Annotated in this window: 17 protein-coding genes; all 17 read right to left on the reverse strand. The window is 61.7% G+C overall.

Translation table 11 applies throughout. The features are described 5' to 3' along the window. Positions 1–103: 103 nt before the first annotated feature. Positions 104–2,920 carry a FimV/HubP family polar landmark protein gene (locus QWI18_RS08295; RefSeq protein WP_369318603.1) on the reverse strand — a complete coding sequence of 939 codons (2,817 nt, stop codon included), beginning with the start codon at positions 2,918–2,920 and terminating at the stop codon, positions 104–106. A 116-nt stretch (positions 2,921–3,036) separates the two neighbouring features. Further along, a complete protein-coding gene (locus QWI18_RS08300; RefSeq protein ID WP_369318604.1) occupies positions 3,037–4,047 on the reverse strand; it encodes an aspartate-semialdehyde dehydrogenase in 1,011 nt (336 codons plus the stop codon). A gap of 97 nt (positions 4,048–4,144) precedes the next feature. Then, positions 4,145–4,708 carry a DUF1285 domain-containing protein gene (locus QWI18_RS08305; protein WP_369318605.1) on the reverse strand — a complete coding sequence of 188 codons (564 nt, stop codon included), beginning with the start codon at positions 4,706–4,708 and terminating at the stop codon, positions 4,145–4,147. A gap of 10 nt (positions 4,709–4,718) precedes the next feature. After that, positions 4,719–5,324, reverse strand: coding sequence for a DUF4823 domain-containing protein (locus QWI18_RS08310; protein WP_065986396.1), 606 nt, complete (start codon positions 5,322–5,324; stop codon positions 4,719–4,721). Between the two features lie 117 nt (positions 5,325–5,441). Continuing rightward, entirely contained in the window at positions 5,442–6,116 is a 675-nt protein-coding gene (locus QWI18_RS08315; RefSeq protein WP_065986395.1) for a TetR/AcrR family transcriptional regulator, read from the reverse strand. 466 nt (positions 6,117–6,582) lie between these two features. Next, entirely contained in the window at positions 6,583–7,368 is a 786-nt protein-coding gene (locus QWI18_RS08320; RefSeq protein ID WP_192136070.1) for a TatD family hydrolase, read from the reverse strand. Between the two features lie 15 nt (positions 7,369–7,383). Beyond that, positions 7,384–7,740, reverse strand: a complete 357-nt coding sequence (locus tag QWI18_RS08325; protein WP_065986393.1) for a PilZ domain-containing protein — start codon at positions 7,738–7,740, stop codon at positions 7,384–7,386. A 43-nt stretch (positions 7,741–7,783) separates the two neighbouring features. Further along, positions 7,784–8,770 (reverse strand): DNA polymerase III subunit delta', encoded by a 987-nt coding sequence (locus tag QWI18_RS08330; protein WP_369318606.1) that lies wholly within the window; start codon positions 8,768–8,770, stop codon positions 7,784–7,786. Next, entirely contained in the window at positions 8,763–9,407 is a 645-nt protein-coding gene (gene tmk / locus QWI18_RS08335; protein ID WP_369318607.1) for a dTMP kinase, read from the reverse strand. The genes QWI18_RS08330 and tmk overlap by 8 nt, the downstream gene beginning before the upstream one ends. A gap of 43 nt (positions 9,408–9,450) precedes the next feature. Next, a complete protein-coding gene (gene mltG / locus QWI18_RS08340; protein WP_369318608.1) occupies positions 9,451–10,689 on the reverse strand; it encodes an endolytic transglycosylase MltG in 1,239 nt (412 codons plus the stop codon). Positions 10,690–10,692: 3 nt separating this feature from the next. After that, a complete protein-coding gene (gene pabC, locus QWI18_RS08345; RefSeq protein WP_369318609.1) occupies positions 10,693–11,511 on the reverse strand; it encodes an aminodeoxychorismate lyase in 819 nt (272 codons plus the stop codon). Beyond that, positions 11,508–12,752, reverse strand: a complete 1,245-nt coding sequence (gene fabF, locus QWI18_RS08350; RefSeq protein ID WP_065993132.1) for a beta-ketoacyl-ACP synthase II — start codon at positions 12,750–12,752, stop codon at positions 11,508–11,510. The genes pabC and fabF overlap by 4 nt, the downstream gene beginning before the upstream one ends. Positions 12,753–12,859: 107 nt before the next feature. Then, a complete protein-coding gene (gene acpP / locus QWI18_RS08355; protein WP_016973676.1) occupies positions 12,860–13,096 on the reverse strand; it encodes an acyl carrier protein in 237 nt (78 codons plus the stop codon). A 186-nt stretch (positions 13,097–13,282) separates the two neighbouring features. Beyond that, positions 13,283–14,020, reverse strand: coding sequence for a 3-oxoacyl-ACP reductase FabG (fabG, locus tag QWI18_RS08360; RefSeq protein WP_065993130.1), 738 nt, complete (start codon positions 14,018–14,020; stop codon positions 13,283–13,285). A gap of 15 nt (positions 14,021–14,035) precedes the next feature. Continuing rightward, positions 14,036–14,974, reverse strand: a complete 939-nt coding sequence (fabD, locus tag QWI18_RS08365) for an ACP S-malonyltransferase (protein ID WP_065993128.1) — start codon at positions 14,972–14,974, stop codon at positions 14,036–14,038. Positions 14,975–15,112: 138 nt separating this feature from the next. Continuing rightward, positions 15,113–16,120, reverse strand: a complete 1,008-nt coding sequence (gene plsX / locus QWI18_RS08370; RefSeq protein WP_369318610.1) for a phosphate acyltransferase PlsX — start codon at positions 16,118–16,120, stop codon at positions 15,113–15,115. A 4-nt stretch (positions 16,121–16,124) separates the two neighbouring features. Continuing rightward, positions 16,125–16,307 carry a 50S ribosomal protein L32 gene (gene rpmF / locus QWI18_RS08375; protein WP_003179396.1) on the reverse strand — a complete coding sequence of 61 codons (183 nt, stop codon included), beginning with the start codon at positions 16,305–16,307 and terminating at the stop codon, positions 16,125–16,127. Positions 16,308–16,314 lie beyond the last annotated feature (7 nt).

Consider the following 16,314-nt stretch of genomic DNA (forward strand, 5'->3'; position numbering starts at 1 on the left):
CGGCAGCGCTGGTGAACCCGCACGCACGCGAAAAGCCGAAGGGCCCGACCCGGAAACGCAAACGACCGCCGAAGCGGTCGTTTTTTTGCAGCGGTGTATACCGTCAGACGAGGCGCGACAGCATGTCCCGCGCCTCCGTCTTCTGGCCATCGTCACCTTCGGCCACCACCTCATCAAGAATGTCGCGAGCGCCGTCGGCGTCACCCATCTCGATGTATGCCCGGGCCAGGTCCAGCTTGGTGGCCGCTTCATCGGTACCGGACAGGAAATCGAATTCCGGCTCGTCATCCGCCAGCAGCGCATCGTCTTCAGTGAAACGCGGCGACGCGTCCACCGGCTTGTCCAACGCGGTGTCGAACGGCTTGGCAATCGGCGGCTGTTCCAGGCTCTGGGAGAGACGGTCCAACTCGGCATTGACGTCGTCGATCTCGGACGCAAATGCCTCGGACGCTTGCTCGGTCTCCATCTCGTCCGCCAGGGAGAGGTCGAAATCGGCAGGCAACTCAATGTCGTCTTCCGGCCCCGGCTTGTCGGCGCCCAACGATGCAGGCTGTTCGAACGGGGGCAGATCACGCAGATCGTCCTCCATCCCCAGCAAATAATCGTCTTCGGCCTTCAACGCCGGCTGATCTTCCGCCAGGTTGAGGTCGAAATCGTCCAGGTCGGCGGGCTCAGCAGGGCCGGATGTCGCCTGTTGTTCGCGCAGAATCGCGTCGAAGTCCAGGTCATCAGACGCCGATCCGGCAAACGGCGCATCCAGGTCCAGATCGTCGAGGGCAGCGGTGTCCTGTGCCGCAGCGCGGGTCGGCGCAGCAGCAGGCGATTCGCTGTCCAGATCATCAAGGCTCAGGTCAAAGGCGTTGTCGAACTCTTCGTCCAACGGCACTTCGGTCACTGTTTCTGCCACCGGAGCAGGCTGCGCCGCGACTTCAGCTTCGTCGTGAAGCAGGTCCTCGACGTATTTTGCGTCCATTTCCGCCGCCAAAGCCGCTGTGGCCGCCACCCCTGCTACCGCCGCAGCTGCTGCTGCCATGGACGGATAGCGGGATTTCAGCTCTTCGACTTCAGCGTGGTTCTTTCCCGTGGCCACCAGTTGCCGCTCCTGCGCGACAAACCCGGATTTGTTGTCCTGCTCGGCATAGACCTCCATGAGCTTGAGGCGCAGATCGCTGCGCTGCGGCTCATGCTTGATGGCCTCTTCAAGAACGGCAGCAGCCTGATTGCTCCGGCCGTAGGCAATGTGGATTTCGGCCTGAACGAGCGCGTCAGCCGGGTGCTCGCGGACCGGCTCGGCGACGGCCGGCGCCGGCGGCGTCTTTGCGTTGGGCACCGGCGCCTCCAGGCCTTCAAAGCTGCTGGCAGGCATATCCATGTCGGACGCGAAGTCCGACTCTTCGGCCAACGCACGCGCCATCTGGCGATGCCGTTCGGCTTCGATCAGCGCATTGCGTCGGCGAGCCATCAGCAACAGAAGCAGCAGCAAGACCAACAGCGCGCCGCCACCGATCAGGCCCATGAGCATCGGGCTGGCGAGGATCTTGTCGAGGGCGCTGCGGTTGTCTTCATCGACCACCGGCTCAGTCGGTACGATCAGCGCTTGATCAGGCGTTGCACTGGTCACCGCCGCACCGTCAACCGGCAATGCGTCTTCGGGCGCGATTTCGTCAGGTGCCTTCCCGGCAACATCAGGCGCCGCTGCATTCGGCACCACCTGGGCCTGCATCGCCGGGTTGGCGGCGTTGTTGGGGTTGGTCACGCTGTTGGGGCTGACAGCGGGATTGGCAGGATTGGGGGCATCAATGGGCGGCGGAACCGCTGCGCCGGACGCCTGCATTTTCGCCAGTTGGTCATTCTTCAGCTGAATCAGGCGCTGCAGTTTGTCGACCTGGCTTTGCAGATCAGTCATGCGGCTCTTCAGCTCGGCATTGTCCCGACGCGTGGTGTCCAGGCTTTCCTGAGTAGTCGCCAGCTGGTTGCTGATGTCGGCGTTGTCGCTGGCTTTGCCTTTCGCTCCAGCCTTATTGGCAGAGACAAGGCTGAGGTTGTCCTTGGCGTCGATCTGTGACGGCGCTGCGCCCGCACGGTCGCGACGGGTGGCATCGACCTGACGGGCGCCGCTCGGCAGGCGTCGGCCTTCGCGCCAGGCACGATTCTGCTCGGCCACTTCGGCCACCGCGCGAGGCTGAGCCAGCGCGGTTGATTCCTGCGGCGACGGCAAACGCAACACCTGGCCTTTTTTCAGGCGGTTGATGTTGCCGGCAATAAACGCATCAGGGTTCAACGCCTGAATCGCCAGCATGGTCTGTTGCACAGTGCCGCCATTTTTCACGCGCGCGGCAATTTCCCACAGCGTGTCGTTATTAGCGGTGGTGTATTGGGTGAACTTGGGTTCCGGGGCAGGCGCTGGAGCGGGTGTCGAAGGCGCAACGGCTGGCGTCTCGGCGGCGGGTGCCGGGGCAGGTGCGACGCTCGGTGCGGTCGACGGCAATTGCGCGGCGGCCGCAGCGGCCTGTGGCGAGAATTTTGGCGGGTCCAGCAACAGGCTGTACTCGCGCAGCGCCCGGCCGTTGGGCCAGAGCACTTGAACGAGGAATTTTACGTAGGGATCGCGGATAGGCTTGGTGGAGGTGATGCGCAACACACTCTTGCCGCCGGGATTGACGACCGGGGTAAAGGTCAGGTCATCCAGAATCGCCACCCGGCCAACGCCGGCCTGAGCGAACTCCGCAGAGGTCGCCAGACTCGGCACCACCTGGGAGGCATTGAGGTCCTGCACTTCTGTCAGCTCGATTTCGGCCAACAACGGCTGATTCAGGGTCGACTTCACGGTCAGACCGCCGAGGCCGAGCGCTTGTGCCATTCCCGATGACAGCGCCGAAGCCGCAGCGATTGCTAAAACGAGTTTACGAACCTGAACCATAGCCCATCCCTTGTTTGAAATTTCCCCGGCAATCGCGAAGATAATGCCTGCTCGGGTGTAAGGCGTATCGACACGCCGCAGCTAGAATGATTCTTCGAATTGTGGGCAAGTATCTTTTACGCAACATCTTTTATCAACAACTCAGCCACCTGCACAGCGTTCAACGCTGCGCCCTTGCGCACATTGTCCAGCGTGACCCAGAAATTCAGCTCACAACCGTCGTCGACGCCCCCGCGTAAACGTCCTACATAAACAGCATCCTGTCCTACGGCGTCGCCCACCGGCGTCGGGTAATCACCGGGCTCAACCAGCTCGATGCCCTCGGCCGTTTCGAGCGCGGCGTTGACCGCCTTGATGTCGACCGGCTCGCGGGCCTGCACCGACACGCTCAGGCTGTCGCCGAAGAACACCGGCACCTGGATGCAACTCACACCGACCTTGATTAAAGGCAGCGAGAGCAACTCGCGCAACTCGCTGACCAAACGTTTTTCCAATGGCACATGACCCTCGGCGTCAGGCTTGCCCACTTGGGCCAGCACGTTGAACGCCATCTGCCGGTCAAACACCTTCGGCTCCAGCGGGCGAACATTGAGCAGCTCGGCGGTCTGCCGAGCCAGTTCGGTGACCCCCTCTCGGCCCATGCTCGACACCGCCAGGCACGCCGTCACGGTGATCCGCTCGAGGTTCAGCAGTGCGCGCAACGGCGTCAGCACCAGCGCGAGGGCGGCTGCGCTGGAACTCGGGCATGCCACCTGCTGCGGCTTGGTCAGATCAGCCAGGCGGGAGCCATTGACCTCGGGCACTACATTGGGTGCCTGCTCCACGGACAATCCGGCGGACAGGTCGATCACCACACACCCGGCGGCGGTGGCGCGCTCGGCATAGCTGCGGGTCACCGTGGCGCCTGCTGCAAAGAATGCGATCTTCGCCTTGCTGAAATCAAAGGCGTCGACTTCACGCACGCGGACGTTCTTGCCACGGTACGGCACTGAACTGCCGGCCGATTCGGCGCTGGCGAGCAGGTGCAAATCGCCAACCGGGAAGTCGCGCTCTTCGAGAATCTGGACGATGGTTTCGCCGACAGTACCGGTGGCGCCGATCACGGCGATATCAAAGGACTGACTCATGGAAAAACCTCAGGAAAAATCGGGGGGCGGCACTTTAACTGCCCTGTGGTAGTCAGGCAATTGGGCGCAAGCGGATAGCCAGTTTGACAGGGGCCGATCAGGGCTCGAGACCGATGGGGAAAAATTCGCCACCGCTCCACACCCCCAGCCAGCGCTGGCCGTCGATTTCCCGCACGACAGCCAGGTCAACCAGCTGATAGAAGACATTACGGTGGATCAGCGCTTCGAGGTTGTTGCGCACACGGATATAGGGCGCTGGCTCCTGGGTCTGCGGATCGAGGTCGATACGCAGCGGATGTTCAGCCCCCGCCTCTGCCACGTCTTCGACATTGGTGGTGAACCGCAACAACTGCGACTCCCCACTGCCTTCAACGTCCAGCAGCACCGCCACAAAAGGCGCGTCGTCGACCTTGATGCCAACCTTCTCGACTGGGGTAATCAGGAAATAATCGTCGCCGTCACGGCGAATGATGGTGGAAAACAGCCGAACCATCGGCTTGCGACCAATGGGCGTGCCCAGATAGAACCAGGTGCCATCACGGGCGATGCGCATGTCGATGTCACCGCAGAAATCCGGGTTCCACAAGTGCACAGGCGGCAAACCCTTGCCGCTCCTGGCAATCTGGGCCAACAGATCGTTGGCTTTGTCCTGCCCACTCATACGCCACTCCTCAGCGGGCTTCGACGCCCAGCAAACCCCGAGCGTAAGCTTCCATCGGGGGTCCTAGCAAATCCTCGGGCTTGGTGTCGTACAACGTCAGCAGGCCACCACGGAGGTGAATGCGGGCCGAATCGATAAGGTAGCGGGTGTTGGTTTCGATCAGCATCAGCTGTATGACGCCGTTGTCGATGCCAAGACGGTCCACTGCTTCCTGATCCGACCACTCGTCAAACGTGCCGATGCGGTCATCAGCCTTGGCAAAACGGGTGTACAGCAGATAATGCGCGCCGGCAGCCCGAGCCTCGGTCATCGCGTCATCCAGACCTTCCGGGGCGCGGGCGCGGCGGACCATCGGGAAGTATTCGATAAAACCGTTGAAGGCTTCTTCGGCCACGACGTTGGGACGCGGGTAGGCGCTGCCCGGGGGAGCAAAGGCGCCTTGGGCGATATAGATGAACGAGTCAGGTTGCACGCGAAAGTTGTTCAACCGGCGGGTCGAACTGTGATCCAGCAGCCCGGCGTCACTGAGTTCATCGTGAGCGCCTTGTGCCAGATCGCTGACGTGCATGCAGCCACTCAACGCCAGTAGAGCCAGCAGTAAAACCAGGCTACGCATGTTTATCTCCAAAGTCCGGCGACGGAAAACCGGCGAATGGCCGGTTAATGCAGCTTTTGCGCCATGTCGGACCTGGAGAAGGCTTAGCTCGCGGAATCGGGTTTGCGTGGCTTCGCTTTACTCAGCAGCGGGGTCGGGTTGAGCGCCGGGTTTGGTCTCGTGCCCATGATCAATATCCCGCTTGCGTTTGTTGCCCATGCGCACACCGATGTCCATCAGGAACTGGAAGAAACCTTCCTGATCTTCAAGGACATTGCTCCAGAACGGCGAGTGGTACAGCGCCACCGCGCCGTGCACCAGCGCCCAGGCGGCGCAGTAATGGAAGTACGGAGGGACGTCTTCGAGCTTGCCTTCGGAAATCCGTCCCTTGATCAGCAAGGTCAGGTGTTCGAAGTTCGAAGCGCGGATCTTGTGCAGCTCCTCGACCAGCTCCGGCACCTGATTGCCTTTTACGACTTTCTCTTCCAGGCGGTCGAACAGGCGATAGCGCTGGGGGTCGCGCATACGGAATTCAAAGTAGGCGCGGGACAGCGCTTCTTTGTCCTTGTCGACATCCGCCGAATGCAGCAGCTCGTTCAAATCCCGCTCGTAGTCGAGCATAAGGCGCAGATAAATCTCGGCCTTGGATTTGAAATGCTTGTAGATGGTGCCTTTGCCGATACCCACGGCGTCCGCGATCATCTCGACGGTGACGCTGTCTTCGCCCTGTTCGAGGAAAAGCTTGAGCGCGGTGTCGAGGATCTCCTGCTCACGGCGGCGAAACTCACGGACTTTACGAGGTTCTTTCTGCATAGGAGGGGACTGTGGATTCGGGAATCGGAAGCGGCACATTATGCCTATCCCGCAGCAGAATGCACGGATCATCCGACCTGTATCCGTTTTCTGACGGATTTAGCCGCCAGTACGCTAAAACGAAACGCAAAGTGCCCCACCAGTCTCTTTTTTGGCGGGATGGCCTGAGTGGTCAGAAATTCGGGACATCAGTGGGATTGCGGTATCAGCAGCGCGTCAGGTATTCCAAAACTGTTTAAAAATCGTACAGCGGTCGGCTGGACGCCTGCGGATTATAGCCAATACTTATATTCGCCAACGCAGCATCTCCCCCAAGTGCCAGCGTTGGCAAGGACACCAATGGATAGCGTGTCTTTGTTTTACTCCTAATGGTCTTAACCCGGATTCACCCCCCAGAACCCGGGTTTTTTTTGCCCGCGATTTGCGCAGCGCTCGGGGCCTGGCAAGCGGCGCTGTACACGGGGGATCAGCTTTTAACGCGCGCCAGCGGGAACAGCCGCTTGAAGTTTTCGCTGGTCTGTTCGGCAAAACGCTCGTACGTCTCGCCACGTAGCATCGCCAGGAACTCGGCCACTTCACGCACGTATTGCGGCAGGTTGGGCTTGCCCCGATACGGGATCGGCGCCAGGTACGGCGAGTCGGTCTCGACCAGCAGCCGGTCGGCGGGCACCTTGCTGGCGACGTCCCGGAGCGCGTCGGCGTTGCGGAAGGTGACGATACCGGACAGCGAGATATAGAACCCCAGATCCAGCGCGGCTTTGGCCATGTCCCAGTCTTCGGTGAAGCAATGCAACACGCCGGCTTGAGGCAACGCGGCCTCACGCAGCAGCGCCAGCGTGTCGGCCCGCGCGCCGCGGGTGTGGACGATCACCGGCTTGCCGGTCACGTTGGCGGCCTGCAAATGAAGCCGGAACGAGGCCTGTTGCAACTCGGCAGCCTCGGGTTCGTAGTGATAATCCAGACCGGTTTCGCCGATGGCCACGACGCGCGGATGATTCAGCTCGCCGAGCAGCCACTCCAGCGCAGGCGCTTCGCCGGGCTTGAGGTCCAGTGGATGGATGCCGACCGAGCAATCAACGTCGTCGTAGCGGTCAGCCAGCGCTTTCACGGCACCGGCATTCTCGGCGCTGACGCCGATGCACAGAAAGTGCCCGACGCCCCGCTCTCTCGCCGCATGCAGCGCGTTGTCGAGGGAGCCGTCATGGGCACTGAGGTCGAGGCGGTCGAGGTGGCAATGGGAATCTACAAGCATGGCGGCAGGGGCAACTTACATCGTATGGGTAGGACGGTCGGATTTCAGGGCTCCGGCCAGGTAGTTTTCAATCATGTTGCGCGCGGTGTTGTCGCCGTCGTTGAACTGCACCCCAACGCCTGCGGCGCGGTTGCCCTGAGCGCCCTTCGGCGTGATCCAGGTGACCTTGCCCGCGACCGGAATCTTTTCAGGCTCGTCCATCAGGTTGAGCAACATGAACACTTCATCGCCCAGCTTGTAGCTTTTGCTGGTGGGAATGAACAGGCCGCCGTTCTTGATGAATGGCATGTATGCGGCGTACAGGACGGACTTGTCCTTGATGGTCAGGGACAGGATGCCGTTACGCGGACCTGGACTCGGTGGCACGCTCATCTCGTTTCCTCAGGCAATGCATGATGCCATGCAGAGGGCCAGTCTAACCTTGTCCGGTCAGGCCTGCCCACTGCACCAATAACGCTTCGAGCAACAGAACCCGGTTCAGGTTCGCTTTTGACATGACCTTCTGGCGCTGCAGCAGCACCCAGTCCTGAATCGCCAGCACATTGCGCTGGGACGATTTCTGCGCCAGATACTGCACGACCTTGCGCATGTCGGTCAGGCCCAGGCCCTCTTCGTCCTGGGTCAGTTGATAGCGCAGGATCAGGCTTGACCAGTCGCAGAACCAGTCAAACAGCAACAACAGCGGAATGTCTTTCCAGCCTTCGGCCAGTTGAGTCGGCGATTGCTGGCCCTTGAGCAGCTTTTTAACGCCCTCCACCACCAGCGCCCGCTGCTCATGCACACCCTGGGCGTGCAGCTTGACTGCGACCAACGGCGAACCTGCTGCGAGGGTCAGCAGATCGACACGCTCCTGCTCGTCGCAATCTGGCAGTGCATCGGCCAGCCAGGCGATGCTCATGGCGTCGCTGGGCAGCGGACACGCCTGTTGCACGCAGCGGCTCTTGACCGTGGGCAGCAGCCGGCTCGGCTGATGGCTGACCAGCAACAGAATAGTGTTGCCCGAAGGCTCTTCCAGACTTTTCAGCAGAGCGTTGGCGGCGTTGATGTTCATCGCCTCGACCGGCTCGATCAGCACCACCTTGCGCCCGCCCATTTGCGCGGTCTGCACCACGAAGCTGACCAGGTCGCGCACCTGATCGACCTTGATCGCCTTGTCGGCCTCTTCAGGCTCCAGCACGTAATGATCGGGGTGACTGCCGGCCGCCAGCAGCGAGCAGGATTTGCATTGGCCGCACGCCTCAAGGCCTGTCGGGTGCTGGCACAACAGCAGGTACATCAAACGCTCGGCCAGCGCCCGCTTGCCGATGCCGGCCGGGCCGTGGAGCAGGTAGGCGTGAGCATGTTGCTTGCGGCCTGCCAATTGCTGCCACAGGCCGTGCTGCCAGGGATAAGCCTCAGCCATGCCGGCGAGCCGCCAGCAGAGCAATCAGTTCGGGAACCAGCCCATCAAGGGACGACTGGACTTCGGTCAGCGGCAGCGCCGCGTCCACCAGGCGATAACGCTCGGGTGCCGCGGCGGCGCGCGACAGGTAGGTGCTGCGCACGGCATCGAAGAACGCTCGGCCCTCCTGCTCGAAACGGTCCAGCTGACCACGGGCGGATGCGCGGGCCAGGCCTATCTCGATGGGCAGATCGAACACCAGGGTCAGATCCGGACGCAGCGCGCCCTGGACAAAATCTTCCAGCACGGCGATGCGCTCGATGGGCAGGCCTCGGCCGCCTCCCTGATACGCGTACGTGGCATCGGTGAATCGGTCGCAAAGCACCACGGCACCCCGCGCCAGCGCCGGGCGAATCAGGCCAGCGAGGTGTTGCGCGCGGGCGGCGAACATCAGCAGCAGCTCGGTATCCACAAACATCTGCTCGCCGCCGGGCGTCAACAGCAGCTCGCGAATGCGCTCGGCCAATGGCGTACCGCCGGGCTCGCGGGTCAGGACCACATCAATGCCTTCACTGCGCAGGCGCTCGGCCAGGTACTCGCGGTTGGTGCTTTTGCCCGCGCCTTCGGGGCCTTCCAGGGTAATAAACAAACCGGTCACGGGCAGTCCTTGGTGAGATTCATGGCGAGTGTGCTCGCGGTTGTCATTGGCCGGGGTCACTGGCCGGGGTCGACGGAGCCTCAGCGTCCGTCTGCGGCTTCGGCGGTTGCTCGCTCGCGCCCGGCTCTGCGTCCCTGGGTTCTGCCGCTTTGGATTCTGTTGGCTGCACATCAGCAGGTTTCGGATCTGTGGGCTGCTGCTCGGACGCGGGCTTATCGACGGCGTCCACGGGCAGCGCCGGTGCATCGACAGGCGCCGGGCTGGAGCGGTAGTCCGCACGACGCTTGAGCTGGAACGCCTTCACCGCCGCGTTGTGCGCATCCAGATCGGCGGAGAACACGTGACTGCCGTCCCCTCTCGCCACGAAGTACAGGCTGTTGCCGGCCACCGGGTGCATCGCCGCATGGATCGCCTCACGCCCGACCATGGAGATCGGCGTTGGCGGCAAGCCGGAGATGACATAGGTGTTATACGGCGTAGGCTCCTTCAGCAACGCCCGGGTGATCTTGCCGTTGTACCGGTCGCCGAGGCCATAAATGACGGTCGGATCGGTCTGCAGCAACATGCCCTGCTGCAAGCGACGCACGAACACACCGGCAATCTGGCCGCGTTCCTGGGGCACACCGGTTTCCTTTTCCACCAGCGACGCCATGATCAGAGCCTGGTAAGGATCGGAGTACGGCACATCGGCAGCACGCTTCTCCCATTCCTCCTGAAGCACTTCATCCAGGCGGCTGTAGGCTTGTTTCAGCAACTCGACGTCAGTCATGCCGCGCACGTAGCGATAGGTGTCCGGGAAAAACCGGCCTTCGGGAAAGACGTCCGGATGCCCCAGCTTCGCCATAAGCTCCGGGTCGCTGAGATCGCTCGCCGTTTGCTCCAGCTTGACCTGTTTAGCCAGCGCCGCGCGCACCTGACGGAAAGTCCAGCCCTCCACCAGGGTGACGCTGTACTGAACCACTTCGCCTTTTTGCCAGAGATCGAGCAGTGACTCGGCGTTCATGCCTGGCGCCATACGGTATTCGCCACTGTGCAGCGACTGCCCTTGCAGATTGAAGCGCCAGTACAGCCGCAGCCAGAATGCATCCTTGATGACGCCGTCGGCCTGCAGCCGATTCAGCACGCCGGTGGGCGAAGAACCCGACGGCACATCCAGCAGTTTTTCCTGGGTCAGATTGAGTGGCTGCCGCAGCACGCTGCTCTGCTCCCAATAAGCCAGTCCCAGCAATAGCCCTGCCAGAACCACACCTGTTTCCAGCAAGACGAGTAATTTTCGGATCACGAATCAGATATCCAGAAGCCCGCGAACAAGGTGTTGGAGTTTACGGGTCAGCGGCCCAACCGGCCAGTTCAGATGCTCGACGCCGCGCACCGGCCAGATGCCGTACACGCTGTTGCAGACAAACACCTCATCGGCCTTTTGCAGGTCGGACATTTGCAGCTCCAGCTCGCGGGCCGGCATGTTCTCGCGCTCCGCCAGCGCCAGAATCTCGGCCCGCATCACACCAGCCACGCCACAGCGGCGCAGGTCCGGCGTCAGCAACACCCCGCCCTTGACCATAAACAGATTGCTGTAGACCGCCTCGACGATCCGCCCCGACACGTCCCGCATCAGCCCTTCGGCGTACTCGGCACCTTGCCATTCCCCACGGGCCAGCACTTGCTCAAGGCGATTGAGGTGCTTGAGCCCGGCCAGCAGCGGCTGTTCGGCGAGACGGGTCTGACAGGCGAACAGTTTGACGCCCTGCTCTGCATGGGCCTCGGGATACACCGGCAGCGCACTTGCCTGGAGGATGCGTCTCGGCTGTGCGTCCGCAGCGGGTGCATAGCCACGTACGCCGTCGCCACGGGTGACGATGAGTTTCATCACGCCTTCACCCAATTGAGCGGCGAAGCGGCAGCACTCCTCCTCGACCAATGCCAGATCGAGGTTCAACGCCAGGCGCTGAGCACCCAGTGCCAGACGCTGCAAATGACGCTGGAAGAGCAATGGCTGTCCGGCCTTTACAAGGACAGTCTCGAAGAGACCATCGCCGTACGCCAACCCCCGGTCCTTGACGGCCAGGGAGTCAGCTGTAAGGCCATCGATCCAGCTCACGGTCATTCGGCGTACCGGCGGAAGACCAGCGAGCCGTTGGTGCCACCGAAGCCGAAGGAATTGGAAATCACCACGTCGATCGGCATTTTCCGCGGTTCGTGGGGAACGAAGTCCAGGTCGCAGCCTTCATCAGGCTCGTCGAGGTTGATCGTCGGTGGCGCGACCTGATCCTTGATCGCCAGCACACTGAAAATCGCTTCGATGGCCCCGGCGGCGCCCAACAGGTGGCCTGTCATCGACTTGGTCGAACTGACAGCCAGTTTGTAGGCGTGCTCGCCGAATACCTTCTTGATGGCGCTGACTTCGGCCAGATCGCCCGCAGGCGTGGAGGTGCCATGGGCGTTGATGTATTGCACGTCCTCGGGACGAATCTTGGCATCGCGCAGCGCGTTGGTGATGCAGCGCGCGGCACCGGCGCCGTCATCCGGCGGCGAGGTCATATGAAACGCATCGCCGCTCATGCCAAAGCCGATCAGCTCGGCGTAGATGGTCGCGCCACGCGCTTTGGCGTGCTCGAGCTCTTCGAGGACCATGGCGCCAGCACCGTTGGACAGCACGAAGCCGTCGCGGCCCTTGTCCCAGGGACGGCTGGCGCGCGCCGGCTCATCGTTGCGGGTAGACAGCGCGCGCGAGGCGCCGAAGCCGCCCATGCCCAGGCCGCAGGCCGCCATTTCAGCGCCGCCGGCGATCATCACATCGGCTTCGTCGTACGCGATGTTGCGCGCGGCCATGCCGATGCAGTGCGTGCTCGTGGTGCAGGCGGTGGCGATGGCGTAGTTGGGGCCCTGTGCGCCGAGGTGGATCGACAGGAACCCGGAAATCATGTTGATGATCGAACCCGGTACGAAGAACGGGGAGATCTTGCCCGGCCCCTGCTCATGCATCAGCCGGCTGGTGTTCTCGATGTTGGTGAGGCCCCCGATGCCTGATCCCATCGCCACGCCGACGCGCTCGCGATTGGTGTCGTCGATCTTGATACCGGAGTTGCGCACGGCCTGAAAGCTGGCAGCCAGCCCGTACTGAATGAACAGATCGAGTCTGCGGGCCTCTTTGGCCGACAGGTATTCCTCGACATTGAATCCCTTGACCGAACCGCCAAAGCGGGTGGTGTATTGGGACAGGTCCGTGTGTTCGATAGGCCCAATGCCACTCTGGCCAGCCAGAATGCCTTGCCAGGTGCTCGGCACATCCGTGCCCAAAGGCGTCAGCATACCCATACCGGTGACCACGACGCGTCTACGCGACACAGGACTCTCCTTTCTTCTATTGATGAAACGCTGCCCTATTCAAAGAAAAAACCGCACGCCAGGGGCAGTGCGGTTTCTCCAGGACAGCAAACTACGATTACAAAATCTTACGCCTGGTGGGCAGTAACGTAATCGATAGCCGCTTGAACAGTGGTGATCTTCTCGGCTTCTTCGTCAGGGATTTCGGTCTCGAATTCCTCTTCCAGAGCCATTACCAGCTCAACGGTATCAAGGGAGTCGGCACCCAGGTCTTCAACGAAGGAAGCACTGTTGGTGACTTCCTCTTCCTTGACGCCAAGTTGTTCGGCAACGATTTTCTTGACGCGCTCTTCGATGGTGCTCATACCGTGTTTTAACTCCTAGTGGACAAATTCAGGCAGCTGGCCGATGGGTAAGTGTATAGAAGAGGTTTTGCGCATTTCAAGCTAAACGCAATTCCCGCTACGCCCGACAGCCTTCTGCCCCTTAAAAGATTTCAGCTTTATAACGGATTTTAGACAGCCCGTATGACATTTTTTCGATACGACCGGTCACATGTACATGCCGCCGTTAACGGGGATTGTAGCCCCGGTCACGTAGCCTGCACCTTCCGAGGCAAGAAAAGCGACAACATGCGCGATCTCTTCTGCCTGCCCCAGTCGGCCCAGAGGAATCTGGGCCGTCAGGGAATCACGTTGCGCTTCTGGCAGCTCGCGGGTCATGTCGGTGTCGATGAAACCCGGCGTCACCGAATTGACCGTCACTGCACGCGACCCTACTTCACGTGCCAGGGCACGGCTGAAGCCTTCCAGACCCGCCTTGGCGGCTGCGTAGTTTACTTGACCTGCGTTGCCCATGGCACCCACCACGGAGCCGATGCTGATGATCCGGCCCCAACGCGCCTTGGTCATCCCGCGCAGGACGCCCTTGGACAGGCGGAACAGACTGCTCAGGTTGGTGTTGATGACGTCGTGCCACTCGTCATCCTTCATGCGCATCATCAGGTTGTCACGGGTGATACCGGCGTTATTGACCAGGATCAACGGCGCGCCAACGCGTTCGGTGATCTGGGCGAGCGCGGCGGCAACGGATTCGTCGCTGCCCACGTCCAGCGCCAGACCGAAACCTTCGATGCCGCTTTCCTTGAAATAAGCGGTGATTTTCTCGGCACCGGACTCGGAAGTCGCCGTGCCCACGACGATGGCGCCGTTACGACCCAGCTCAAGGGCGATCGCCCGGCCAATGCCACGGCTCGCGCCGGTGACAAGTGCAACTTTACCCTGACTCATGCAGGCGTCTCCTAATCAGGCCAGCGCCGCACGAGCGGCGGCGAAGGCGTCTGGGGTATTGAGGTTGTGGGTGGCCACGCCATCGGCGCAACGCTTGTTCAATCCGGCGAGAACCTTGCCCGGGCCGCACTCGACCAGTTGCAGGGCGCCCTGGGCGGCCAGGGTCTGGATCGATTCGACCCAGCGCACTGGCTTATAGAGCTGCTGCAGCAGATCGGCTTTCAGCGTACCGAGGTCGGACACGACACTCGCGGTGACGTTCTGCACCAGCGGGATCTGAGGCACCTGCCAGTCAATGGCAGCGATCGACTCGGCGAAGCGTTCCGCCGCCGGGCGCATCAGCTCGCAGTGCGAAGGCACGCTCACCGGCAACGGCAAGGCACGCTTGGCACCCTTGGCCTTGCAGATTTCGATGGCGCGCTCCACGGCGGCCTTGGCGCCGGCAATCACGACTTGTCCGGGCGAATTGAAATTCACCGCGCTGACCACGTCGCCCTGAGCCGCTTCGGCACAGGCAGCAATGACCACCGCATCGTCCAGGCCGAGAATGGCCGCCATGCCGCCCTGCCCCGCAGGCACGGCTTCCTGCATCAACTGACCCCGGCGCTCGACCAGCTTCACCGCATCGGCAAGGGTCAGGCTACCGGCTGCGACCAGTGCGCTGTACTCACCCAGACTGTGCCCGGCGACATACGCAGGGCGCACGCCGCCTTCCGCCAGCCACAGACGCCACAAGGCAATCGATGCGGTGAGGATGGCAGGCTGGGTTTTATCGGTCTGGTTGAGGCTCTCTTCCGGGCCCTGCTGGGTCAGCGCCCAGAGGTCGTAGCCCAGAGCAGCGGAAGCTTCTTTGAACGTCTCCAGCACCAGCGGATGCTGCGCGCCCAGCTCGGCCAGCATGCCGAGGGACTGCGAGCCCTGGCCCGGAAAGACAAATGCGACGGAAGCAGACATTAACAAGCCCCTGATTATTCTCGTCAAAATGAGCGTCCGGCGGGCCGAACGCGAGGTAATTCAATGTGTTGCGGTGGACAGTTGGATGACCACGCGGTCACAGGCGTCACATTCTAGCCCAAGACTCGCGTCGAAGCCCTAAAGCAGATCCTCGAGACGACCGCGCAAGCGCTGGGGCAGGTTTTCCTGAATCTCGATCAGTGCCCGCTGTATTGCGCTCTGGAAACCCTGGGCATCGGCCGAGCCGTGGCTCTTCACCACAATGCCCTGCAGCCCGAGAAAACTGGCACCGTTGTGACGCGCCGGGGCCAGGTCGGTCTTGAGCTGGCCGAGCACAGGCATTGCCATCAACCCCACCAGCCGCGACAGCACGTTGCGGCGAAACAGCCCCTCGATACGCTCGCCAATCATCAGCGCCAGTCCTTCGCTGGACTTCAGCAACACATTGCCGACGAAGCCGTCACAGACCACGACATCCGCTTCACCCCGATACAGACCATCGCCTTCGACAAAACCGATGTAGTTCAGCCCCGGCGCAGCCTGCAACAGACCGGCAGCCAGCTTGACCTGCTGATTGCCCTTGATGTCTTCGGTGCCGACGTTCAGCAGTGCGACTCTGGGTCGCACTACGCCCAGCGCCTCGGCCGCCACCGAACCCATCACGGCAAACTGATAAAGATGCTCGGCGGTGCAATCGACGTTCGCACCCAGATCCAGCAACTGGCAATAACCGCCCCGGGTCGGCATTGCTGCCACCATGGCCGGGCGGTCGATGCCCGGCAAGGTTTTCAACACGAATCGGGACAGCGCCATCAACGCACCGGTATTGCCTGCACTGACACAGGCGTGGGCCTTGCCCTCGGCGAGAAGCCCCAACGCGACACGCATCGACGAATCAGGTTTGCCCCGCAAGGCCTGGGACGGACGCTCGTCCATGGTGATGATTTCACCGGCGTGCACAACGTGCAGGCGCGAGCGATCGACACCGGAGTGGCGTGCGATGAGGTCTTCAAGAAGGGAGGATTGACCAACAAGGGTCAGGTTTAGCGAGGGGCTAGCAAGCAGGCAGGCGACGCAGGCCTGAACAATGCTGCGGGGACCGAAGTCCCCGCCCATTGCGTCGATCGCGATGACCGGAGCAGACAAGAAATTACTCGTCAGCGCCCTTGTCGATCACTTTACGGCCACGGTATACGCCTTCTGGCGATACGTGGTGACGCAGGTGAACTTCACCGGTGGTTTTTTCTACAGACAGAGTGCTAGCCTCGAGAGCGTCGTGAGAACGACGCATGTCACGGGCAGAGCGGGATTTTTTGTTCTGCTGAACAGCCATAATTGAT

The sequence above is a fragment of the Pseudomonas sp. W2Oct36 genome (assembly GCF_041060465.1).
GTDB classification, from domain to species: Bacteria; Pseudomonadota; Gammaproteobacteria; order Pseudomonadales; family Pseudomonadaceae; genus Aquipseudomonas; species Aquipseudomonas graminis_B.